This is a genomic window from Mesorhizobium sp. M0185 (assembly GCF_040322175.1).
GTDB lineage: Bacteria > Pseudomonadota > Alphaproteobacteria > Rhizobiales > Rhizobiaceae > Mesorhizobium.
The window spans coordinates 163770-185239 of record NZ_JAMYSY010000004.1 but is presented as its reverse complement, the minus strand read 5'-3'; the positions used below and the strand labels follow the sequence as shown (position 1 = coordinate 185239).

26 protein-coding genes, 1 other RNA gene and 1 pseudogene are annotated in these 21470 nt (G+C 61.5%); 10 read left to right on the top strand and 18 right to left on the bottom strand.

Annotated features, from left to right (window positions below; all coding sequences use genetic code 11):
• Positions 1-51: 51 nt before the first annotated feature.
• Positions 52-531: an anthrone oxygenase family protein gene (locus NKJ20_RS05475; protein WP_352742964.1), complete on the top strand. Its 480-nt coding sequence runs from the start codon at positions 52-54 to the stop codon at positions 529-531.
• A 26-nt stretch (positions 532-557) separates the two neighbouring features.
• Here the strand turns inward: NKJ20_RS05475 and NKJ20_RS05470 are convergent, their stop codons facing one another.
• From NKJ20_RS05470 to NKJ20_RS05460, 3 genes are all read right to left on the bottom strand, one after another.
• Positions 558-869, bottom strand: a complete 312-nt coding sequence (locus NKJ20_RS05470) for an Rdx family protein (protein WP_352450848.1) — start codon at positions 867-869, stop codon at positions 558-560.
• Positions 866-1615 (bottom strand): YebC/PmpR family DNA-binding transcriptional regulator, encoded by a 750-nt coding sequence (locus NKJ20_RS05465; RefSeq protein ID WP_023678028.1) that lies wholly within the window; start codon positions 1613-1615, stop codon positions 866-868. Before NKJ20_RS05465 ends, NKJ20_RS05470 begins: the two co-directional genes overlap by 4 nt.
• 237 nt (positions 1616-1852) lie before the next feature.
• Positions 1853-2176 (bottom strand): ArsR/SmtB family transcription factor, encoded by a 324-nt coding sequence (locus NKJ20_RS05460; RefSeq protein ID WP_023678030.1) that lies wholly within the window; start codon positions 2174-2176, stop codon positions 1853-1855.
• A gap of 51 nt (positions 2177-2227) precedes the next feature.
• Between NKJ20_RS05460 and NKJ20_RS05455 the strand changes: the two genes are divergently transcribed.
• Genes NKJ20_RS05455 through NKJ20_RS05440 form a run of 4 tightly spaced genes read left to right on the top strand, consistent with a single transcriptional unit; the run spans position 2228 to position 4047 of the window.
• Complete coding sequence (locus NKJ20_RS05455; protein WP_352450849.1) at positions 2228-2710, top strand: SRPBCC domain-containing protein; 483 nt, start codon at positions 2228-2230, stop codon at positions 2708-2710.
• A gap of 28 nt (positions 2711-2738) precedes the next feature.
• On the top strand, positions 2739-3131 hold the full coding sequence (locus NKJ20_RS05450; RefSeq protein ID WP_352742962.1) for a VOC family protein: 393 nt from the start codon (positions 2739-2741) through the stop codon (positions 3129-3131).
• A 55-nt stretch (positions 3132-3186) separates the two neighbouring features.
• Entirely contained in the window at positions 3187-3549 is a 363-nt protein-coding gene (locus NKJ20_RS05445; protein WP_352742960.1) for a VOC family protein, read from the top strand.
• Between the two features lie 30 nt (positions 3550-3579).
• Positions 3580-4047 carry an SRPBCC family protein gene (locus NKJ20_RS05440; RefSeq protein ID WP_352450851.1) on the top strand — a complete coding sequence of 156 codons (468 nt, stop codon included), beginning with the start codon at positions 3580-3582 and terminating at the stop codon, positions 4045-4047.
• Between the two features lie 42 nt (positions 4048-4089).
• On the opposite strand, the gene NKJ20_RS05435 is transcribed toward NKJ20_RS05440, so the two are convergent.
• From NKJ20_RS05435 to ssrS, 6 genes are all read right to left on the bottom strand, one after another.
• Positions 4090-4377, bottom strand: coding sequence for a BrnA antitoxin family protein (locus tag NKJ20_RS05435; protein ID WP_352450852.1), 288 nt, complete (start codon positions 4375-4377; stop codon positions 4090-4092).
• A complete protein-coding gene (locus NKJ20_RS05430; protein ID WP_352450853.1) occupies positions 4358-4645 on the bottom strand; it encodes a BrnT family toxin in 288 nt (95 codons plus the stop codon). Before NKJ20_RS05430 ends, NKJ20_RS05435 begins: the two co-directional genes overlap by 20 nt.
• Positions 4646-4698: 53 nt before the next feature.
• Positions 4699-5466, bottom strand: coding sequence for a TerC family protein (locus NKJ20_RS05425; protein ID WP_352450854.1), 768 nt, complete (start codon positions 5464-5466; stop codon positions 4699-4701).
• 70 nt (positions 5467-5536) lie between these two features.
• Positions 5537-6361 carry a TIGR00282 family metallophosphoesterase gene (locus NKJ20_RS05420; RefSeq protein WP_023678036.1) on the bottom strand — a complete coding sequence of 275 codons (825 nt, stop codon included), beginning with the start codon at positions 6359-6361 and terminating at the stop codon, positions 5537-5539.
• An 81-nt stretch (positions 6362-6442) separates the two neighbouring features.
• Complete coding sequence (locus NKJ20_RS05415; protein ID WP_352742958.1) at positions 6443-7030, bottom strand: 5-formyltetrahydrofolate cyclo-ligase; 588 nt, start codon at positions 7028-7030, stop codon at positions 6443-6445.
• 141 nt (positions 7031-7171) lie between these two features.
• Positions 7172-7327: non-coding RNA, 6S RNA (gene ssrS, locus NKJ20_RS05410), on the bottom strand.
• A gap of 176 nt (positions 7328-7503) precedes the next feature.
• Here ssrS and NKJ20_RS05405 point away from each other — a divergent pair.
• From NKJ20_RS05405 to msrB, 5 genes are all read left to right on the top strand, one after another.
• On the top strand, positions 7504-8343 hold the full coding sequence (locus NKJ20_RS05405; protein ID WP_352742956.1) for an AAA family ATPase: 840 nt from the start codon (positions 7504-7506) through the stop codon (positions 8341-8343).
• Positions 8344-8446: 103 nt separating this feature from the next.
• Positions 8447-8893, top strand: coding sequence for a GNAT family N-acetyltransferase (locus NKJ20_RS05400; RefSeq protein ID WP_352742954.1), 447 nt, complete (start codon positions 8447-8449; stop codon positions 8891-8893).
• 8 nt (positions 8894-8901) lie between these two features.
• The gene (locus tag NKJ20_RS05395) at positions 8902-10092 is read left to right on the top strand and encodes a vWA domain-containing protein (protein ID WP_352742952.1); all 1191 of its coding nucleotides are present in this window, start codon (positions 8902-8904) and stop codon (positions 10090-10092) included.
• Positions 10093-10914: an MBL fold metallo-hydrolase gene (locus NKJ20_RS05390; protein WP_352742950.1), complete on the top strand. Its 822-nt coding sequence runs from the start codon at positions 10093-10095 to the stop codon at positions 10912-10914. It begins immediately after the preceding gene.
• A 109-nt stretch (positions 10915-11023) separates the two neighbouring features.
• Positions 11024-11428: a peptide-methionine (R)-S-oxide reductase MsrB gene (msrB, locus tag NKJ20_RS05385; RefSeq protein ID WP_027152870.1), complete on the top strand. Its 405-nt coding sequence runs from the start codon at positions 11024-11026 to the stop codon at positions 11426-11428.
• Positions 11429-11431: 3 nt separating this feature from the next.
• On the opposite strand, the gene NKJ20_RS05380 is transcribed toward msrB, so the two are convergent.
• The 9 genes and pseudogenes from NKJ20_RS05380 to livM all read right to left on the bottom strand — a co-directional run.
• The gene (locus NKJ20_RS05380; RefSeq protein ID WP_352742948.1) at positions 11432-11746 is read right to left on the bottom strand and encodes a hypothetical protein; all 315 of its coding nucleotides are present in this window, start codon (positions 11744-11746) and stop codon (positions 11432-11434) included.
• A gap of 69 nt (positions 11747-11815) precedes the next feature.
• Positions 11816-12256, bottom strand: a complete 441-nt coding sequence (locus tag NKJ20_RS05375; RefSeq protein ID WP_352742947.1) for a hypothetical protein — start codon at positions 12254-12256, stop codon at positions 11816-11818.
• Between the two features lie 61 nt (positions 12257-12317).
• Positions 12318-12578, bottom strand: a complete 261-nt coding sequence (locus tag NKJ20_RS05370; protein WP_023719653.1) for a DUF2312 domain-containing protein — start codon at positions 12576-12578, stop codon at positions 12318-12320.
• 160 nt (positions 12579-12738) lie between these two features.
• Entirely contained in the window at positions 12739-16197 is a 3459-nt protein-coding gene (gene pyc / locus NKJ20_RS05365) for a pyruvate carboxylase (RefSeq protein WP_352742945.1), read from the bottom strand.
• A gap of 190 nt (positions 16198-16387) precedes the next feature.
• Complete coding sequence (locus NKJ20_RS05360; protein ID WP_352742943.1) at positions 16388-17506, bottom strand: branched-chain amino acid ABC transporter substrate-binding protein; 1119 nt, start codon at positions 17504-17506, stop codon at positions 16388-16390.
• Positions 17507-17632: 126 nt separating this feature from the next.
• The gene (locus NKJ20_RS05355; protein WP_352450863.1) at positions 17633-17992 is read right to left on the bottom strand and encodes a DUF6867 family protein; all 360 of its coding nucleotides are present in this window, start codon (positions 17990-17992) and stop codon (positions 17633-17635) included.
• Between the two features lie 18 nt (positions 17993-18010).
• On the bottom strand, positions 18011-18739 hold the full coding sequence (locus NKJ20_RS05350) for an ABC transporter ATP-binding protein (protein ID WP_352743009.1): 729 nt from the start codon (positions 18737-18739) through the stop codon (positions 18011-18013).
• The gene (locus tag NKJ20_RS05345; RefSeq protein ID WP_352742941.1) at positions 18739-19881 is read right to left on the bottom strand and encodes an ATP-binding cassette domain-containing protein; all 1143 of its coding nucleotides are present in this window, start codon (positions 19879-19881) and stop codon (positions 18739-18741) included. The genes NKJ20_RS05350 and NKJ20_RS05345 overlap by 1 nt, the downstream gene beginning before the upstream one ends.
• A pseudogene (gene livM / locus NKJ20_RS05340) lies at positions 19881-21398 on the bottom strand (high-affinity branched-chain amino acid ABC transporter permease LivM); the annotation flags it as partial. The gene NKJ20_RS05345 and the pseudogene livM, both read right to left, overlap by 1 nt.
• Between the last annotated feature and the right edge of the window lie 72 nt (positions 21399-21470).

Genomic DNA, 21470 nt, shown 5'->3' with positions numbered 1-21470 from the left:
TAAACGCCACGCCAATCAAATTGCTCGAACCCCGAAACCGGAGCAACTGACATGATCATGAAACTGCTTCCCACCCTCACCTTCGTCGCTGCCATTGGCTCAGGCGTTGTCGGCGGCGTTTTCTTCGCCTTCTCCAACTTTATCATGCCGGCGCTCGCCCGCTTGCCTGCCGCAGGCGGCATCGCCGCCATGAATTCGATCAACATCACCGTGATCACGCCGGCATTCATGACCGCACTTTTCGGCACCGGGCTGGTCTGTCTTGTCCTCGCCGCCGGCGCTCTTATCGGCTGGAGCCAACCGGGTTCGTTCTGGCTTCTCGCCGGCGCCCTGATCTATGTCGTCGGCAATCCGATCGTGACGATGATGTTCAACGAGCCGCTCAACAACGCCCTGGCTGCGGTCGATCCGGCAAGCGCCAACGGCGCCGCCGTGTGGGCCACCTATCTCAAGGACTGGGTGATGTGGAATCATGTCCGCACCATCTCCGCCATCGTGGCGCTGGGCTGCCTCATCTTCGCATGGCGGTGAATGCAGGACGGAAGCGTAAAAGGCCTTCAGGCAGGATCTTTTGGCTTATGGCCCTTGCGATCGGCATGGCCGAGATCGCGATCCGGATCGATGACGTCGCGAACCAGCTGCTTGAGCTTTGCGGCGTCGGGAAAACCGCCGTCACGCTTGCGGTCCCAGACCAGCGTGTCATTGCAGGAAATGGTGAAGATGCCGCCGGTGCCGGGCACCAGCGTCACCTCGCCGAGATCGGTACCGAAGGTGGACAGCAGCTCCTGCGCCATCCAGCCGGCCCTGAGCAGCCACAGGCACTGGGTGCAATAGGTGATGCGGACGGTGGGCAGCGTGTCTTGGATCATGCCGCGCTGAGCTTCGCCAAGGTCTCCTCGTCGACCTCGAAATTGGCGTAGACGCTCTGCACGTCGTCGTCGTCCTCGAGCGTCGCAACTAGCTTCATCAGCGATTGCGCCCGCTCCTCGTCGACCGCGATATTGGTCTGAGGCTTCCAGATCGGCTTCACCGATTCAGCCTCGCCAAGCGCGCCTTCCAGCGCCTTCGACACTTCGCCGAGATTCTCGAAAGCGCAGTAGATCGTGTGGCCTTCCTCGTCCGACTGGACGTCGTCGGCACCGGCCTCGATCGCCGCGTCCATCACCTTCTCGGCGCTGCCGGCCGATGCCGGATAGTAGATCTCGCCGACGCGGTCCCACATGAACGATACCGAGCCGGTCTCGCCCATCGCCCCGCCGGCTTTGGTGAAGGCAGCGCGCACATTCGACGCCGAGCGGTTGCGGTTGTCGGTCAGCGCCTCGACGATCAGCGCGACACCGCCTGGCCCGTATCCCTCGTAGCGCACGGCTTCGTAGGTCTCGGCATCACCCATCGACGCCTTGTTGATGGCGCGCTGGATATTGTCCTTCGGCATCGACACCGCCTTGGCGTTCTGCACCGCAAGGCGCAGGCGCGGGTTCATCGATGGATCGGGCGTGCCGCTCTTGGCGGCGACGGTGATTTCGCGCGCCAACTTGGAAAACATTTTCGACCGCACCGCATCCTGGCGGCCCTTGCGGTGCATGATGTTCTTGAACTGTGAATGGCCAGCCATGGCACCCCTGTCATCTTCTCGGCTAGAGCATCTGCCGCCTGGTGAACCACCCGGCATCTTGCAAAATGCTCGAATTCAAAATTTCAGAACGTCCTGCTGCGTCCCTGACGGACGGACGGCGCTCGCTGTCGGAATGGCCGGCTTATAGATAAATCGGCTCAATTCGTCCAGCCGCGCCATTGCTGCCGGCACGCAAGGGTTTCAAGATCCGAAAATCGGCAGGCTTCGGCAAACCTTTCATCCCTCAAGATCGGATTTCAGCCGGTCGAGGATGCTGATCGCGTGCGTGGCATATTGACTGATCCAGCGGTCGTGGATGTGCTTGATCGGCAGCGCGTTGAGATGGTTCCAGCGTTCGCGCCCCTCGCGCCGCGCCACGACCAGGTCGGCCTCCTCCAGCACCTTCAGGTGCAGCATGACCGTGCAGCGGTCCATGTCGGGGAAGGCATCGCACAACATGCCGGTGGTCTGCGGCGCATCCTTCAGCCGGTCCAGCAACGCACGCCGGCGCGGATGCGCCAGCGCCTTGAAAACATTGTCGTCTCGCGATTGGCTTGACATGTTATATTTCTATAACATATCCTTGAGCCATTCAAGGAAGGAGCTGTGGATATGTCTCTTGGATTCAGGGTTTCTGGCCGCATCGGCAAACCCGTCGCCGAAGTCTTCGATGCGGTCGTCAATCCGAAGAAACTCAGCGGCTACTTCACCACGATCGGCGGCGCCAGCGCACTGCTGGAGGCGGGCGCCACCGTCATCTGGTGGGGCAAGGTTCCGGTCGAGGTCGACGAGGTGAAGAAAGACAGCCGCATCGTGCTGCGCTGGGATGCCACCGACGCCGACGGCAAGCCGACCTACAAGACCCGCATCGAAATGAATTTCGAACCGCTCGACGATGGCGGCACCTTTGTCACCATCGCCGAAACCGGCTGGCACGAGGACGCGGTCGGCCTGAAGAAGTCCTACCTCAATTGCGAGGGCTGGTCGCAGATGCTGGCCTGCATGAAGGCCTATGTCGAATACGGCATCAATCTGCGCGACGGCTATTACCGCAGCGAGATGAAGGGCGAGCCGGCCAACGAGAACAACATCTGAAAAGCCACCAAGATGACGGAGGCCTGCGATGAAGCAAGTGACGCCATTTCTGATGTTCGAGGGCAAGGCCGAAGAGGCAATGACCTTCTATTGCGAGACGATCCCCGACAGCAGCGTCCTTGACATCACACGTTACGGCTCCGGCGAAGACGGCCCGGAAGGAATGGTCAAGCTGGCGCGCGTGTCCATAAGCGGTCTGGAAGTGATGGTCTACAACAGCCCCGTGCACCATGCCTTCACGTTCACGCCGTCGGTCTCGCTGTATGTGAATTGCTCCACGGAGGCAGAGCTGAACGACATTGTCGAGGCTCTGGCCAAGGACGGCAAATTTCTGATGGCGCTGGACAATTATGGTTTCAGCCGCCGGTTTGCATGGCTCAACGACAGGTTCGGAGTCTCCTGGCAAATCAATTTGGCATAGCGAGTTCTGGACCGAACCGGCCAATCGAACCTGAACACGGCAATGGAGTCAGCAAATGACCGCGAAGATCACCGGCGGCATCAACATCGCCATGAAGGTCCCGCCGCATCAATACCAGGCAACGATCGCCTTCTATCGCGACGTCATCGGCCTGAAGCCATTCACGGCCAAATCGCCGGCCGTCGGGTTCGAACTCGGTCCCAATCGACTGTGGATCGACGAGGCGCCGATGATGAGCCAGGCCGAGATCTGGCTGGAACTGTTCACCGATGATTTTCCGGCCGCTGCGGAGGATCTCGCCGAGGCCGGCGTCGTGCGCTGCGATGCCATCGAGGCACTGGGTGAAGGCTTTCGCGGCGGCTGGATCACCAATCCGGCCAACATCATTCACCTCGTACGCGAACCCGATGCCTGGTGAACAGGGCGGCGCCGTGGAAAGGAGGACGCTATGAAAATCCGTGAAACACCGACCGCCGAAGCCGGCATGCTGATAAGGCGGCCGGTCGCCGACGTATTCGAAGCCTTCGTCGATCCGGCGATCACGACGAAATTCTGGTTCACCCATGGCAGCGACAGGTTGGACAGCGGCAAGGAAATCAGTTGGGAATGGCGCATGTATGGCGTCTCGACGACGGTCAATGTCAGTGAGATCGTCGATAACAAGAAGATCGTCATGCAATGGAGCGATCCGCCGACCACGGTGGTGTTGACATTTACCGAGATGCCGGGCGGCACGACCTTTGTCGAGGTCCGCAATTTCGGCTTTGTCGGTAGCCCCGATGAGCAGGTCAAGCAGGCGATCGGCTCGACCGGCGGTTTTGCGCTGGTGCTCGCCGGCGCCAAGGCGTGGCTGGAGCAAGGCGTGATGCTCGGCCTGATCGGCGACCGTCATCCGAAGGGCGTTCCAGCAAATTAAGCAACGGCGAGCCAAGATCGGCTGGCAACAGACCGCGAATGCTCAGGAACGCCGCTTTTCCTGCTCTAGCACATGACGGCGGAGCACGCGGTTGATCTCCGTTTGATAGCCACCGCCTTCGACATGCTCCTTGAACCAGGACAGCACATCAGCGTCAAGCCGAATGGTCACCGGCTGCTTTAGTGGCCGGTAGAGGTGCCCTCGGCGAGCATGAACCCAATTCTCGGCCGAAGTTTCCGGAATGTCGGACGTGTCAATTTCGCTGTCAGGCAAATCTGCCAAATTGGCGAGCTGGTTGCGCTGATCTTGGCTAAGTTCCTTCCTGCTCATAGCGCCTCCTTTCATGCGGCGTTGCTTTCCGGGCACCGACAATCCGAATTCGTTCCTCATCTTCGAGATCGGGATAAGTGTGAACAACGAGCAGTACCACCAGCCCTTGGATCATCCCGATCGCATGCCACCTTTGCTCGCCATCTTCAAACCGGTCAGGCACAATCAGATGAAGCGGATCCTTGAAGACATCTTTGGCGAGATCGAACTCAACACCATGCTTGGCACGGTTGCGCTTGGCCTTCTCGGGATCCCATTCAAATCGCAATATGGCGGCACCGTTATTTACAAAATTGTACGCACAATTCTGTAAGAGTCAAGTCAATGCCCGCCCCCGCCCTTTGCCTTCTTCCGCCGCCGCGCCAGCATGTTGAGCCCTTCGACCAGTGCCGAAAAACCCATGGCGGCGTAGATGTAGCCTTTCGGCACGTGGTAACCCATGCCGTCGGCGATCAGCGTCGTGCCGATCATCAGCAGGAAGCCGAGGGCCAGCATGACGATGCTGGGGTTCCTGGCGATGAAATCGGCCAGCGGCCCGGCCGCCAGCATCATCACGCTCACCGCCACGATCACCGCGATGTACATGATCGCGATTTCGTCGGTCATGCCGACGGCGGTGATGATCGAGTCGATCGAGAAGACGAGGTCGAGCAGCAATATCTGGAAAATCGCGCCGGCCAGCGACAGCTGCAATGTCTCGCCCATCATGGTGTCCTGGTGATCATCGAGATCGACCGTGTGGTGGATCTCCTTGGTCGCCTTCCAGACGAGAAACAGGCCGCCGGCGATCAGGATCAGGTCGCGCCATGAAAACCCGTGGCCGAAGGCGGTGAATATCGGCGTCGTCAGTTGGACGATGATCGAGATGGTGGCCAGCAGGATCAGCCGCATCACCAGCGCGGCCGAGATGCCGAGCCGCCGGGCGCGGGCCCGCTGCGCTACCGGCAATTTGTTGGTCAGGATCGAGATGAAGATCAGATTATCGATGCCGAGCACGACCTCCAGCACGATCAGCGTCAGCAGCGCGACCCATGCCGTCGGGTCGGAGACAAAGGCGAAATGCGGCGCCAGGAATTCGACTAGCTGCATGGAGGTCGTCCCCTCTACGATCTAGAGCAGTTTCGCCGGCAATTGGGTATTGCAAGCGTCTATATCAATGTCACGACCAGAAGGATGGAGCCGTTTCCTCCAGCCGCGGGCCGCGGCGAAACGGCGCGATCCGTTCGGTCAGGCCGCTACGGTCGGAAATGTCGACGCCGACGCCGCACAATGTCGCCGGTCCGGTCGATGCCTCGAAGCGGCCTTTCGGCACCTTGGACAAGAACCGGTTGAGCGGCTCCTCCTTGTCCATGCCGAGCGAGGAATCGTAATCGCCGCACATGCCGGCATCGGAAATATAACCGGTGCCGCCATTGAGGATCTGGTGATCGCCGGTCGGCTGATGCGTATGGGTGCCGACCACAAGGCTGGCCCGGCCGTCGACGAAATGAGCGAAGCACATTTTTTCCGAGGTCGCCTCGGCATGGAAATCGATGACGATCGCATCGGCCTGCTCGCCAAGCGGGCAAGCGGCAAGTTCGCGCTCGCCGGCCTGGAACGGATCGTCGAGCTCGGGATGCATGAACACCCGGCCCATGATGTTGGCGACCAGCACGCGCGCGCCGTTCCTGGCGATGTAGACGCCTGAGCCGCGCCCCGGCGTACCCTTGGGGAAATTGGACGGACGCAGGAAGCGCTCTTCGCGCGGCGCGAAAATCAGCGCATCGCGCTGGTCCCAGACATGGTTGCCGGTGGTGACGACATCGGCGCCGGCCGAGATCGTCTCGCGAAAAATCTCCTCGGTGATGCCGAAGCCGCCGGCGGCGTTCTCGCCATTGACGATGACGAAGTCGAGCTTGAAATCCGAGATCAGGCCAGGCAGTTGTTCCCACACCGCCGTACGTCCTGTCTTGCCGACCATGTCGCCGAGGAAGAGAAGTCTCATATAAGCGTGATCCCGAACCGAAGGTCAGCGAAGCAAAAAGCTGCATGACTTTCGCAAAAGACCATGCGTCCAGGAACTTATCTACAATTTCGGCGCGAAGCGGCGCAACCCGCTCTCGGTGAGTATTTCCGGAATGATCACGTCATGCGGCTCGTCCGGCACCAGGGCCACCTCCTGGCAGTCGAAGGCAATGCCGATCAGCCGCGGCTGCTGTCCCTTGTCGGCCAGCCGCACGATCGCCCGGTCGTAATAGCCGGCGCCGTAACCGATGCGGTGGCCGCGCGCGTCGAAGGCGGCGAGCGGCACCAGCATGAGCTGGGGGTCGAGTACCTCGGCTTCCTCGTGCGGCCCGACGGTGCCGAACCCCATGTCGATCATCGGCGCGCCACGCACCAGCTCGCGAAAGACGATGGTGGTCTTGTCCAGAATGGCCGGCAGGCAGAGTCTTGCCCCCTTCTCGCGCAAGGCAAACATCAGCGGCCGGACGTCGACTTCCGAGCGCATCGGCCAGAAGCCTGAGACGATCTGGCCCGGCTCGACCGTGATCCGGTCGCGCGCCGTCTCGGCCATTTCGAGTGCTGCCTCCACCCGCCAGAAAGGATCGAGCGCGTCGCGGCGCCCGAGGGCTTGGTTGCGGAGATTTTTTTTCAGGTCTTTTGGGGATGTCATGCGCCGACGTTAGAAAAGGTCAGATTTGGATGGAGTTTTACGAGCGACGTTTTGGAGGAGCGGGGCGAACTTTTCGTTCGTGAGAGCACCCCACAAAGCGGCGCGACGACAAGATCCGCCAGAGATGGTCTTTTCGATAGGTGACGATCCACACAACCGGTGGAGAGAGCGATCCCGGGAACCTACAAAGTAGGTGGGCGCCGTATGAGAAAACCCACGGGTCTTCCCAGGGACAGCTCCCTAGGGATCATTAAGGCCCCGGGGAAAATGTTCTCCTGCCGGGAAGCGCAGACCGTCTCCGCCAATATAGGCAGACGGCAGACCAAGCGCCAGAGAGACGACATGTTTCGAGTCTTAAATCGACGCAGAACCGCTCGACGAGGGTCGCGCCGGCAAGATCCCCGCTTTACCAGCAGCGCCTTGCACCGCGAAGGCCGCGTCCTTAGGGTCGCGCGATGAACCCGGGAGCAAAAATGCGTTTCGAAGGCACGGCAGCCTATGTTGCCGACAAGGATCTGATGGTGGCGGTCAACGCGGCGATCGCGCTGGAGCGGCCGTTGCTGGTCAAGGGCGAGCCCGGTACCGGCAAGACCGAACTTGCCCGCCAGGTGGCGGCGGCGCTCGGCCTCGATCTGATCGAATGGCATGTCAAATCGACCACGCGGGCGCAGCAGGGCCTTTATGAATATGATGCCGTCTCGCGGCTGCGCGACAGCCAGCTCGGCGACGAGCGCTTCAACGACATCCGCAATTACCTCAAGCGCGGCAAGCTGTGGGACGCCTTTGCTGCCGGCAAGAAAGTCGTGCTTCTGATCGACGAGATCGACAAGGCCGATATCGAGTTCCCCAACGATCTGTTGCAGGAACTGGATCGGATGGAGTTCTTCGTCTACGAGACCGGCGAGACCATCCGTGCCACCGTCCGGCCGATCGTCATCATCACCTCCAACAACGAAAAAGAGCTGCCGGACGCCTTCCTGCGCCGCTGCTTCTTCCACTACATCCGCTTTCCCGACGTCGAGACGCTGCACAAAATCGTCGACGTGCACTATCCCGGCATCAAGCAGAACCTGGTGCGCGCCGCACTCACGCAATTCTATGAAATCCGTGACGTGCCGGGCCTCAAGAAGAAGCCGTCGACCTCCGAGGCACTCGACTGGATCCGCCTGCTGGTCGCCGACGACATCGCGCCCGAGGACCTGCGCGCCGACCCGAAGAACGCGCTGCCGAAACTGCACGGCGCCTTGCTGAAGAACGAACAGGACGTGCATCTGTTCGAGCGCCTGGCTTTCATGGCGAGACGGCAGGGGTGAGGGGCCGACGAAAGCCGCCGGACAGCGCTTTCCCGTCGCTGGACCGTTGCCGCCAGCGAGGCGTGAAGGCAGCTTCGGGTTGCCGACTTCAGAGGGAAATGAAATGACCGAGATCACCGTCCGCCCATTGGCGCAATCCGACCATGCCGATTGGCGGTGTCTGTGGACCGCCTACCTCACCTTTTACGAAACCAAGCTGCCGGAAGAGGTTTATGCCGTCACCTGGAAGCGGCTGTTCACGGCGGGCGAGTTCGAGCCGAAAGGCTTCATCGCCGCCCTCGACGGCAAGGCCGTCGGCCTGACGCACTATCTCTACCATCGCTCCTGCTGGTCAGAGATAAACAACTGTTATCTGCAGGACCTGTTCGCCGACCCCGATGTGCGCGGCAAGGGCGTCGGCGCCGCCCTGATCGAAGCGGTCAAGCAGGAAGCCGGCAAGATCGGTGTCAAGAACGTCTACTGGATGACCCACGAGACCAACACCACCGCACGCAAGCTCTACGACCACGTGGCGCGCAGGACCGGCTTCATCGAATATGATCTGCTGTAGACGGTGAGATGTTCATCCCCTTCTTCCTCGAATTGAAGGCAGCGCGGGTTCCGGTCTCGCTCCGCGAATATCTGTCGCTGCTGGAGGGGCTGGAAGCCGGGCTGGTCGACTATGATGTCGAGGGCTTTTACTATCTCGCCCGCGCCGCTCTGGTGAAGGACGAGCGCCACATCGACCGCTTCGACCAGGTCTTTTCGCACATCTTCAAAGGTGTCGAGGCGCAGGCTGGCAAAAACCCGGTCGATGTCGCAAACATCCCGGAGGAATGGCTGCGGAGGCTCGCCGAAAAGCACCTGACCGATGAGGAGAAGAAGCTGGTCGAGGCGCTGGGCGGCTTCGGAAAGCTGATGGAGACGCTGAAGAAGCGGTTGGAGGAGCAAAAGGGCCGGCATCAGGGCGGTTCGAAATGGATCGGCACCGGCGGCACCTCGCCCTTCGGCGCCTATGGCTACAATCCCGAAGGCGTGCGCATCGGCCAGCACGAAAGCCGCAACCGCCGCGCGGTAAAAGTCTGGGACAAACGCGAGTTCAGGAATTTCGATGACGCCGTCGAACTCGGCACCCGCAACATCAAGGTCGCGCTGAAGCGCTTGCGCCGCTGGGTGCGCGAAGGCGCCGAACAGGAATTCGACCTGCCCGGCACCGTCCACGCCACCGCCGAGCACGGTTATCTTGACGTTAAGACACAACCCGAACGTCGCAACGCCGTGAAGCTGCTGATGTTCTTCGATGTCGGCGGCTCGATGGACGACCATGTCAGGAGCGTCGAGGAGCTGTTTTCGGCCGCCCGCGCCGAATTCCGCCAGCTCGAATATTTCTACTTCCACAACTGCCTCTACGAAGGCGTGTGGAAGGACAATCGCCGCCGCCATGCCGAGGTGATTCCGACCTTCGATCTCCTCCATAAATATGGCCCCGACTACAAGGTGATCGTCGTCGGCGACGCCTCGATGAGCCCCTATGAGATCGCCCAACCCGGCGGCTCGGTCGAGCATTGGAACAAGGAGGCCGGTGCCGTCTGGCTCGGCAGGCTGCTGCAGCAATGGCCGAACGCCATTTGGCTCAATCCGGAAGACGCGAAGAACTGGGGCTATACCCATTCGATTGCCATGATCCGCGATATCTTTGGCGGCCGAATGTTTCCGCTGACGCTCGCCGGCCTCGAAGCCGCGACGAAGCAACTTTCAAGGAAGCACTGAATGGATCCACGCAAAACAGGACGGTCGACCTGTTTCCTTTGCCTGCAATGCGGTGTCCAGTTCGCGGCGATAGCGACGCCGCCGCGACATTGCCCGATCTGCGAGGACGAGCGGCAATATGTGCGCTGGGAGGGCCAGGCCTGGACCACGCCGGAGGAGCTCGCCGCCGGGCATCGGGTCGTGATCAAGGATGATGCCGGCGTGCTCGCCTTCGGCATCGAGCCGCGCTTTGCTATCGGCCAGCGCGCATTGCTGGCGCAAACGCCGCACGGCAATGTGCTGTGGGACTGCATCTCGATGGTCAGCGACGAGGCGGTGGCCGAGATCAACCGCCGGGGCGGCCTGGCCGCCATCGCCATTTCGCACTGCCATTATTATTCGGCAATGGTCGAGTGGAGCGAGGCGTTTGGCGGCGTGCCGATTTATCTGCACGCCGATGATCGTCAGTGGATCATGCGGCCGCATCCGGCAATCATCAGTTGGGAAGGCGAGATGCGCGCCATAAACCCGTCTCTGACGCTCATCCGCTGCGGCGGCCACTTTGCCGGTGGCCAGGTGCTGCACTGGAACCGCGACGGCGGCAATGCCATCCTGGCCGGCGACATCCTGCAGGTGACGCCGACCCGCCGTCATGTCAGCTTCATGTACAGCTATCCGAATTATATCCCGCTCAACGCGACGAAAGTGCACGGCATCAAGGCCGCGCTGGAGCCTTTCGCGTTCGACCATATCTACGGCGCATGGTGGAACCAGAACGTCATCGGAGATGCAAAGGCGGCATTTTCAGCATCGGTTGCGCGCTATCTCGCGGCCATCGCCTGAGGAATTCTTTGCAACAGGGTTGGAAATACGGGCAAACGCCGTAACAAATGCCTATTTCAGGCGAAGTTGGGAAGGCAACCCAAATAGCGAGATAAGCTAAGAGGAAAAAATGGACAGCCACACCTACCCCGTTACCCGCACCGATGCCGAATGGCGCGCCCGGCTGACGCCCGAGCAATATGCGGTGATGCGCAACCACGGCACCGAGCGGCCGGGAAGCTGCGCCCTGCTGCACGAGAAGCGCGCCGGCACCTTTTCCTGTGTCGGCTGCGACCAGCCCTTGTTTGAATCCAAGCTGAAATTCGAGAGCGGCACCGGTTGGCCAAGCTTCAACGATCCGGTGCCGGGCTCGGTCGAGACCACCGTCGACCGCAGCTACGGCATGGTCCGCACCGAATGCCATTGCGCTCGCTGCGGCAGCCATCTCGGCCACGTCTTCGAGGACGGTCCGCCGCCGACCGGTCTGCGCTATTGCATCAACGGCGTGGCGCTCAAATTCGAGCCGGCCGCCTGATCGTCAGGCCACAACCACCAGGATCAGCCACAACGTGGCGCCAAGCGTCATCAGCGAGGCCATGACGCCACTCGATTTTCCGGCAGTTCGCCAAACGGCAAAGGTCAGGAAGATATTGTGGGGCACCGGCGCGAAATGCACCGCCAGGACGAGCGCAAGCGGCAGCTTCAGCCCGAGCAGAATGAGTGCCGCCACCGACGACGCGACGTTGATCGCTGTGCCGACAACGACCAGGTCGCGCCAGAACAGCCGATCGAGCGGCACGCCGCCGAACCAGCGTGAGCGGAAGAAGGCGGCAACGCGCGACATGATCGTCATCGATCGACCGGCTCCCTCGCTGCTCACCAGAGCAACCCTTCCACAAGGATTGCGTCTGGAAACCCTGCTTTATTCCTGACCCAGAACTTCGGCAATCGCGCGCTCGAAACGTGGGGCTTCCGTCACCAGCCAGTCAGTCATCGCCGGCCAATTGTCCTCGGCAAAACAATTCACCCGCCACATCGAATTGATGCCGAGGCCGTCGCAACTTTGTTCTGGCCTGAGCTTCAGCCTGTCTTCAATGGCCGGCTGGACCGGCTTCAACCGCGACCAGGCTTGCGTGGCACCGAACTTCTCGTTGCGGCCGAAGAAGACGCCGACATGATTCTGCGCAGGCGCGACGTACATGGAAACGACCAATGCGAAATCGGGCAGCCCACGCTGCCAGAACCACGGTCCGCGCCTCGCCAGCAGAGCCCTTTCATCCGGATGCCGTTCCGCGAACAGCGTCCAGAAGCTGCGTTGGCGGAATTCAGAGGCGCGGCGGGCGCCAAAATCGAATTCGCTCATGGCTGGAATCCATGATCAGAACCGCTTCTCCCGCGATCGTCTCCGGCGCCGAGGCCGGCCTTTACACCATGCCGAGCGCGGCCTTGTACAGATCGAGAATGGATTCCTCTTCCTGCCGCTCGGCCTGGTCCTTCTTGCGCAGCCGGATGATCGACCGCATCGCCTTGGTGTCGAAGCCGGTGCCCTTGGCCTCTGCGAACACTTCCTTGATGTCGTCGGCAATCGTCTTTTTCTCTTCCTCGAGCCGCTCGATGCGTTCGATGAAGGCGCGCAGCTGGCCGGCGGCAACAGTCTGGCTGGTCTCGGTGATGTCGTCGGCCATAGTCTTCTCTCCGCGTCGTTTCTCGCCGCGACTCGGGGTGACCCGAGCGGCGAATTGCAGCGGTTCGATGCCCGACCGGGCGCGGCGGGTCAAGGTACTATCGATGCGGCATGAAGGGCTGCTGCCAGGCGCCGACAAGTCTCTCTGACGCCGGCCTATTTCACCCGAACGCGATCAGCAGATCCTTGGCATCGATCTGGTCGCCGGCCTTGACCAGCACCTCGGCTATGGTGCCGTCGCGTTCGGCATGCAACGCCGTTTCCATCTTCATCGCTTCGATCGACAGCAGCACGTCGCCGGCCTTCACCGCCTGGCCGGCAGCGACCGCAAGCGCCGAGACGACGCCAGGCATCGGCGCGCCGACATGCGCCTCATTGCCCGGCTCCGCCTTGCGCCGTGCTTTGGCGGCGGACGCGCCATGCGCCCGGTCCGGCACCTTCACCCGGCGCGGCTGCCCGTTGAGCTCGAAGAACACGGTGACCATGCCCTTTTCGTCGACATCGCCGATGGCAAGGCAGCGCACCACCAGCGTCTTGCCTTTTTCGATGTCGACGAAAATCTCGTCTTCCGGCTTCATGCCGTAGAAATAGGTCGGCGTCGGCAGCACGCTGACCGGCCCGTAGGTCTCCTGCGCGGCGGCAAAATCGGAAAACACCTTCGGATACATCAGCCACGACGCGAACTCGAACTCACTGAGCTTGCGCTCGAGCTTTTCCTCGACCTCCGTGCGACTGGCCTTGAGGTCCGCCGGTTTGAGCAGCGAACCCGGCCGCATCGTGATCGGCTTTTCGCCCTTCAGCACCTTCTTCTGCAATGGCTTTGGCCAGCCGCCCGGCGACTGGCCGAGATCGCCGCGCAACATCGACACCACCGAATCCGGGAAGGCGATGTCCCTCGCCGGATTCTCGACGTCGGCGACGGTCAGGTCCTGGCTCACCATCATCAGCGCCATGTCGCCGACGACCTTGGACGACGGCGTCACCTTGACGATGTCGCCGAACATCAGATTGACGTCGTGATAGGTCTGCGCCACTTCGTGCCAGCGTGTCTCCAGCCCGAGCGAGCGCGCCTGTTCCTTGAGGTTGGTGAACTGACCGCCCGGCATTTCGTGCAGATAGACCTCCGATGCCGGCCCCTTCAGGTCGCTTTCGAAGGCTGAATACTGGTTGCGCACCGCCTCCCAGTAGAACGAGATGTTCCTGATCCACTGCGGGTCGAGGCCCGGATCGCGCTCGGTGCCCTTCAGCGCCTCCACGATCGAACCGAGGCACGGCTGCGAGGTGTTGCCCGACAGCGAATCCATCGCCGCGTCGATGGCGTCGACGCCGCTTTCCACCGCCGCCAGCACGGTTGCCGCCGACAGGCCGGATGTGTCGTGGGTGTGGAAGTGGATCGGCAGGTCCGTCGCCTCGCGCAGTGCCTTGAACAGCACGCGGGCAGCGCTCGGCTTTAGAAGCCCAGCCATGTCCTTGACGGCAATGATATGGGCGCCTGCCGCCTGCAATTCCCTGGCCAGGCCGACATAGTATTTCAGATCGTATTTGGCCCGCGCCGGATCGAGTATGTCGCCGGTATAACAGATCGCCGCTTCGATCAGTCTGCCCTCGGCGCCGACCGCATCCATGGCCACGCGCATGTTCTCGACCCAGTTCAGGCAGTCGAAGACCCGGAACAGGTCGATGCCGCCGGCAGCGGCCTGGCGGACGAAATGCTGGACGACATTGTCGGGATAGTTGGTATAGCCAACGCCGTTGGCACCGCGCAGGAGCATCTGCAGCACAAGGTTGGGTGCTGCCTCGCGCACCAGCGACAGCCGCTCCCATGGGTCTTCGGTGAGAAAGCGCATGGCGACGTCGAATGTGGCGCCGCCCCAGCATTCGAGCGACAGAAGCTGCGGCAGAGCGCGCGCATAGGTGCCGGCGATTCCGGCGATGTCATAGGTGCGCATACGCGTCGCGAGCAGGGATTGATGCCCGTCGCGCATTGTCGTGTCGGTGACCAGCACCTCTTTTTGTTCGCGCATCCACGCGGCGAATTTTTCCGGCCCGAGCACGTCGAGCTTCTGCTTGCTGCCTTGAGGCACATTACCGTTGAGATATGGCACCACCGGTGGCGCCGCATCGGCCTTTGGCTGCGGCCGGCCGCGCGTCTCGGGATGACCATTGACCGAAACGTCGGCAAGGTAGTTGAGCAGCTTGGTCGCGCGGTCCTGCCGCTTCACACTGGCGAACAGTTCCGGCGTCGTGTCGATGAACTTGGTGGTGTAGGAATTGTCGGCGAAGCTCGGGTGATTGATGATCGCCTCGAGGAACGTGAGGTTGGTCGCCACGCCGCGGATGCGGAATTCGCGCAGCGCCCGGTTCATGCGGGCGATGGTCTCGGCCGGCGTCGGCGCCCAAGCCGTTACCTTTTCCAGCAGCGGATCGTAGAAACGGGTGATGACCGCGCCCGAATAGGCGGTGCCGCCATCAAGGCGGATGCCGAAGCCGGTGGCACCGCGATAGGCGGTGATGCGGCCATAGTCGGGGATGAAATTATGCTCGGGATCTTCCGTGGTGATGCGGCACTGCAGCGCGTGACCGTTGAGCCTGATGTCCTTCTGCGCCGGCACGCCCGATTCCGCCGTGCCGATGGCAAAGCCGTCGAGGATATGGATCTGCGCCTTGACGATGTCGATGCCGGTCACCTGTTCGGTGACGGTGTGCTCGACCTGGATGCGCGGATTGACCTCGATGAAATAGAATTTTTCGGTATCGGCATCCTGCAGGAACTCGACCGTGCCGGCGCCGATATAGCTGGTCTCGCGCGCGATCCTCAGCGCGTAGCCGCAAAGCTCCTCGCGCTGTGACATTTCGAGGTAAGGCGCCGGCGCCCGCTCGACCACTTTCTGGTTGCGGCGCTGGATCGAACAATCGCGCTCGAACAGGTGCACGGCGTTGCCATGCGTGTCGCCCAGCACCTGCACCTCGACATGGCGCGCGCGCTCGATCAGCTTTTCGAGATAGACCTCGTCCTTGCCGAAAGCCGCCTTCGCCTCACGCTTGCCTTCCATCACCTCGCGCGCGAGATCGGCCTCGGAGCGGATGGCGCGCATGCCGCGGCCGCCGCCGCCCCAGGATGCCTTGAGCATCACCGGGTAGCCGATCGTCTTGGCGAGTTCTTTCACCGCCGCCATGTCATCCGGCAAGGGATCGGTAGCGGGAATTACCGGCACACCGACTTCGATTGCGAGATTGCGGGCGGCGACCTTGTTGCCCAGCCTGCGCATCGTATCCGGCTTTGGCCCGATGAAGATGATGCCGGCCTTGGCGCAGGCTTCGGCGAATTCCGGGCTTTCCGACAGCAGGCCGTACCCTGGATGTATGGCATCGGCGCCCGATAGCCTGGCGACGCGGATAACCTCCTCGATCGACAGATAGCTTTCGATCGGCCCCATATCCCTGGCCAAATGCGGCCCGCGCCCGACCTGGTAGCTTTCGTCGGCCTTGAAGCGATGCAGGGAGTATTTGTCCTCCTCTGCCCAGATCGCCACGGTTTTGAGGCCGAGCTCGTTTGCCGCGCGGAAGACGCGGATGGCTATTTCGGAGCGGTTGGCGACAAGGATCTTCGAGATTGCCAAGGACAGGGCTCCGGACGCGGGGAAGGGAACTGCCGGACATGATTAGCGCGAAAATGCTGCAGTGCAAACAAAAATGGATACGTCACTAAACCGATTTAAAATCTTGCGCCCATGCGATGAAGCAAAAGACAAATGAAAAATGCCCGGCGCGAGGCGCCGGGCATTTTTTGGGCTGCAGGCGTTTGCCGGCTTATTGTTCGAAGTAGGTGTACTTGCCGTCGTCACCCTTCTTCCAAGTGTAGATGACGTAGTCGGGACGGGTGATGTCGCCCTTTGCGTCATAGCCGATGTCGCCGATGGCGGTCTTCCACGGGCCACTCTTCTTGATCTCTTCCGCAACCTTCTGCGCGTCGTCGGAAGAGCCGACCTTGTCGGCGGCGGCGGCGACGATCTGCAGCGCGGCGTAGGAGTAGAGCGTATAGGCTTCAGGCTCGAAACCGGCGGCGCGGAACTTCTCCACGAGTTCCTTGGCGTTCGGGTTCTTGCGCGGATCGGGAGCGAACGTCATCAGCGTGCCGTCGACGGCATCGCCGGCGATGGAGGCCAATTCGTTCGACACGATGCCGTCGCCGGACATGAACTGGGCCTTGAGACCCTGATCGGCGAGCTGGCGCATAATCAGGCCGGCCTCGGTGTGCAGGCCGCCATAGTAGACGACGTTGACGCCGGCATCCTTCATCTTGGCGATCAACGCCGAGAAGTCCTTGTCGCCGACATTGATGCCCTCATACATGGCTTCGGTCACGCCATCAGCATTGAGTGCCTTCTTGGTTTCGTCGGCGAGACCCTGGCCGTAAGGCGTCTTGTCGTGGACGACGGCGATCTTGCCGTCCTTAAAGTGCGCGGCGAGGTAGTCGCCGGCAACCTTGCCCTGCTGATCGTCGCGTCCGCAGGTACGGAACGTGTTCCACAGGCCCCGCTCGGTCAGCTTCGGGTTGGTAGCGGAAGGCGTGATGACGAGAATGCCGTTCTCGGCATAGACCTCTGACGCCGGAATGGTGACGCCCGAATTGAAGTGGCCGACGACATATTTGACGCCATCGGCGACAAACTTGTTGGCGACCGAGATGCCCTGCTTCGGATCCGACACGTCGTCGCCGACCTCGATCTTGATCTGCTCGCCGTTAATGCCGCCAGCCGCGTTGATATCGGCGGCAGCCTGTTCGGCGCCCTTCTGCAACTGCGCGCCGAATGCTGCGTTCGGGCCAGTGATCGGACCGGCAACGCCGATCAGGATGTCAGCCCACGCGCTGCCGCTGAACGCGACAAGCGCGATCACGGCGACGGCGGACAAGAGTGACTTTTTCATGTAAAACGCTCCCATTTACCGAGTGGGCGTGGATGTTTCTTTCATGCGATGCCCACTCTTACTCGCAGAAAAGGTACTTTGCCGATTTTCAGGCACTTGTCACGCCGATTCATCCCCGAGACGACGTTAATGATGAACGTCACCTTTTGGTTTCCAGCTCAAAAGCGATGCTCTTTCATAGAGCCAATTATACTGCGTTACCATCTGATTGGTGCGCGTGTATTGATAACCGACGAAACCCAATATCATCAGCACTATGGTGTCGACGACATAATAATGCAGCGAGAACATCGTGCCGCCGAACAGCGCGTGGTGAATGAACCTGACGGCGATGCCCAGGCCTAGGATATAGGCGAACAAATGCCCAAAGCCGCGCCATGTCTGGGCACTGGCCTTGCCCGTCATCCACACTGCCCACCCGCCAAGCAGGCAGGTGACGAAGAAGAATTGCCAGATCGAGGGTTCCTCATAGAGAATGCCCTGCATGATTGATGTCTCCTGAACTCAGTGGTGACCGCCTTCGAGATAGGCGGCGCGCACTTCCGGATTGGCAAGCAGTTGCTTGCCGGTGCCGCTCATCGTCACATTGCCGTTGACCATGACATAGCCGCGCGTGGCGAGCTTTAGCGCCCCGAAGGCGTTCTGCTCGACCAGGAACACGGTCAGCCCCTGCGTGCGGTTCAGCTCGCGAATGGCGTCGAAGATCTGCTTGACGATCAGCGGCGCCAGGCCAAGCGACGGCTCATCCAGCAAGAGCAGCTTCGGCCGGGCCATCAGCGCGCGGCCGATCGACAGCATCTGCTGCTCGCCGCCGGATAGCGTGCCGCCACGCTGGGCAGTGCGTTCCTTGAGGCGTGGGAACAGCGTGAACACCTTCTCGACGTCCTCGTCATAATGCTCGAGGTTGTCGAGGCTGGCGCCCATTTGCAGGTTTTCCATCACCGTCATGCGCGGGAAGATGCGCCGACCCTCCGGCGACTGGGCGATGCGCATGCGCGCGATCTCATGCGTCGGCAGTTGGGTGATGTCGGTACCGGCGAATGTGATGGTACCCGCGCGGGCGCGGGGAGCACCGAAGATGGTCATCATCAGCGTCGACTTGCCGGCGCCGTTGGCGCCGATCAGCGCCACGATCTCGCCCTGGTTGACGGTGACGTCGACGCCGTTCAGCGCCCTGATATTGCCGTAGTAGGTCTGGACGCCCTTGATATCGAGCAGCGTTGTGCCGGCCATCATTTACGCCCTCCACGCCGATTGGAGGTGCCGGGAGTTTTCGACTTCGCCGGAGCCTTGCCCGGCTTTGCCGTGGAAGATTTCGCGGCCAATTTGGCTTTGGCCGGCGATCCGGACTTTGCAGCAGCGCTCGACCTTGCATCGATCTGGCCGGCCTTCGAAGCGCCCTTTGACACGGTGACGCGCTCGCCCTCGCTGTGGCCGACCGTGTCGGTAACCGGTCCGGCGAGATACGAAGACGATGTGCCTGGGCCGTGGGCGGCATCCGGACCCGTATCCAATTGCTCGATGACGTCTTCGTCGCCGACTTCGCTCAGCACTGTCTCGACCTCCTCGTCGTCAACACCGAGATAGGCGGCGATGACGCGCGGATCGGTCCGCACCGATTGCGGACTGCCGTCGGAGATCTTGCGCCCATATTCGAGCACCACAACGTGGTCGGAAATCTGCATCACCACGGACATGTCGTGCTCGATCAAAAGGATCGACGTGTTTTTCTTGATGTCCATCAGCAGCGCATTGAGCGCCGCCGATTCCTTCGGATTGAGGCCGGCGGCCGGCTCGTCGAGACACAGAAGTTCGGGGCCGGTACACATGGCGCGCGCAATTTCGAGGCGCCGCTGTGCGCCATAGGGCAGATCGCCGGCCGGATCGTCGGCGCGTTCGACAAGATCGGCCTTCTCCAGCCAGTGCCTGGCCAGTTCGACCGACTCCGCCGAGGCCTGCCTATAGCCGCTGAAGCCGAACAGGCCGAGAATGGTATAGCCGGACGCCTTCATCAGCTTGTTGTGCTGGGCGACGAGAAGGTTCTCCAGCAGCGTCATGCCCGAGAACAAGCGGATGTTCTGGAACGTGCGCGCCACCTTGGCGCGCGCCGGGATCTCATGGTTCGGCAGACGTTCGAGCAGGAAGCTGGAGCCGTCGCGCCGGTTGAGCGTGATCATGCCTTCGGACGGTTTGTAGAAACCGGTGATGCAATTGAACACAGTGGTCTTGCCGGCGCCGTTCGGACCGATCAGCGCGGTGATCTCGCCGCGCTTGGCCTGGAAGGACAGGTCGCCGATGGCGACGAGACCGCCGAACTTCATCGACAGATGCTCGACCTGGAGGATGGCGTCGGTCACGGAGGGGCTCGCGTTCATCAGCCGTGCCCCTCCTTGGTGAAGGACCCCGACACGGCCCTGCGAACCTTGAGGAAGGCTGTCGGTTCACGGCTGCCGACGAAGCCGCGCGGCTTCCACAGCATGACGATGACCATCGCCATGCCGAACAACAGCATGCGATAGAGTTCCGGGGTGAAATCGGGGCCGAATATCCGCTTCAGAAAATCGAGTTCACGCAGCGCTTCGGTGCCGCCGATCATCACCAGCGCGGCGACGGCGATACCGACCAGCGAGCCCATGCCGCCGAGCACGACGATGGCGAGGATAATCGCCGATTCCAGGAAGACGAAGGATTCCGGGCTGACGAAGCCTTGCCGTGCGGCGAAGAACGAGCCGGCGAAGCCGCCGAACATGGCGCCCGTGGCAAAGGCGGTGAGCTTGGTGGTGGTGGTGTTGATGCCGAGCGAGCGGCACGCGATCTCGTCCTCGCGCAGCGCTTCCCAGGCGCGGCCGACCGGCATGCGCCTCAGCCTTATTGTGACGAAGGCGGTCAGCAGGCAGAGCCCGAGGATCAGGTAATAGAGGAAGATCTTGTAATAGGCGCCCGATTGGGCAATGCCGAACACCTTGGCGATGTAGTTGGGGTCCGAGACATTGAACGATATCAGGCCGAAGAATGAAACCTTCGGGATGCCGGATATGCCGGCCGAACCGTTGGTCACTTCGCGCCAGTTGATGATCACCAGCCGGATGATCTCGCCGAAGGCGAGCGTCACGATGGCCAGATAGTCGCCGCGCAGGCGCAGCACCGGGAAGCCGAGCATGACGCCCCAGAACGCAGCCATCAGGCCGGCGGCGGGCAGCAGGATCCAGAACGACAGGCCGAAATGCGTGCCGAGCAACGCGTAGGCGTAAGCACCGACCGCGTAGAAAGCGACATAGCCGAGATCGAGCAGGCCGGCGAGGCCGATGACGATGTTCAGTCCCCAGGCCAGCATCACGTAGATCAGGATCTGGATGCCGAAATTGTCGACCCATTTCAGCGAGCCCTGGAAGCCGCCCACCATCGAACCCGTATAGAGAGCAAGCACCAGCACGACGATGATCGGATAGAGCGCCAGCGCGGTTATGCCGAGCGCCGAAAAATGGGCATGGATGAAGGCACGGAAATAGTAGATCACCCAAGCCAGCGCATAGATGATCGCTAGCGCTCGCACGAAACGTGCATAACCTGCAAGATCCGGCCCCACCAGCCCGTCAAGGGAGCTGGCCAGAAGAATCAGAACGACCGCAATACCGATCGCCGCGAAGAAATATGGTAACCGGAAGAACCGCGTCGCCACACTGTCTGGCAGCAGGCCGGTGGCGACATCGGCGATCTTCTGGTTGGCCATGAAAGGCTGGCCATAGGCGACGTAGAGGAACCGGCCGATCATGGTGGCGATCACCACGGCGGCGAGCAGGCCCCAGCGCTGCACCAGGATCAACTCGTTGGAGATGTTCTGGTCGGTCTTCAGGCCGATGAACAGCACGAACAGGCCAAGCGCGACGGCGCCGGCATAGAGCGCTTCGCGAAAAGCGCGCTGGACCGGGGTGGCGACGACGGTGCTTTCCGGAGACACGGTAAC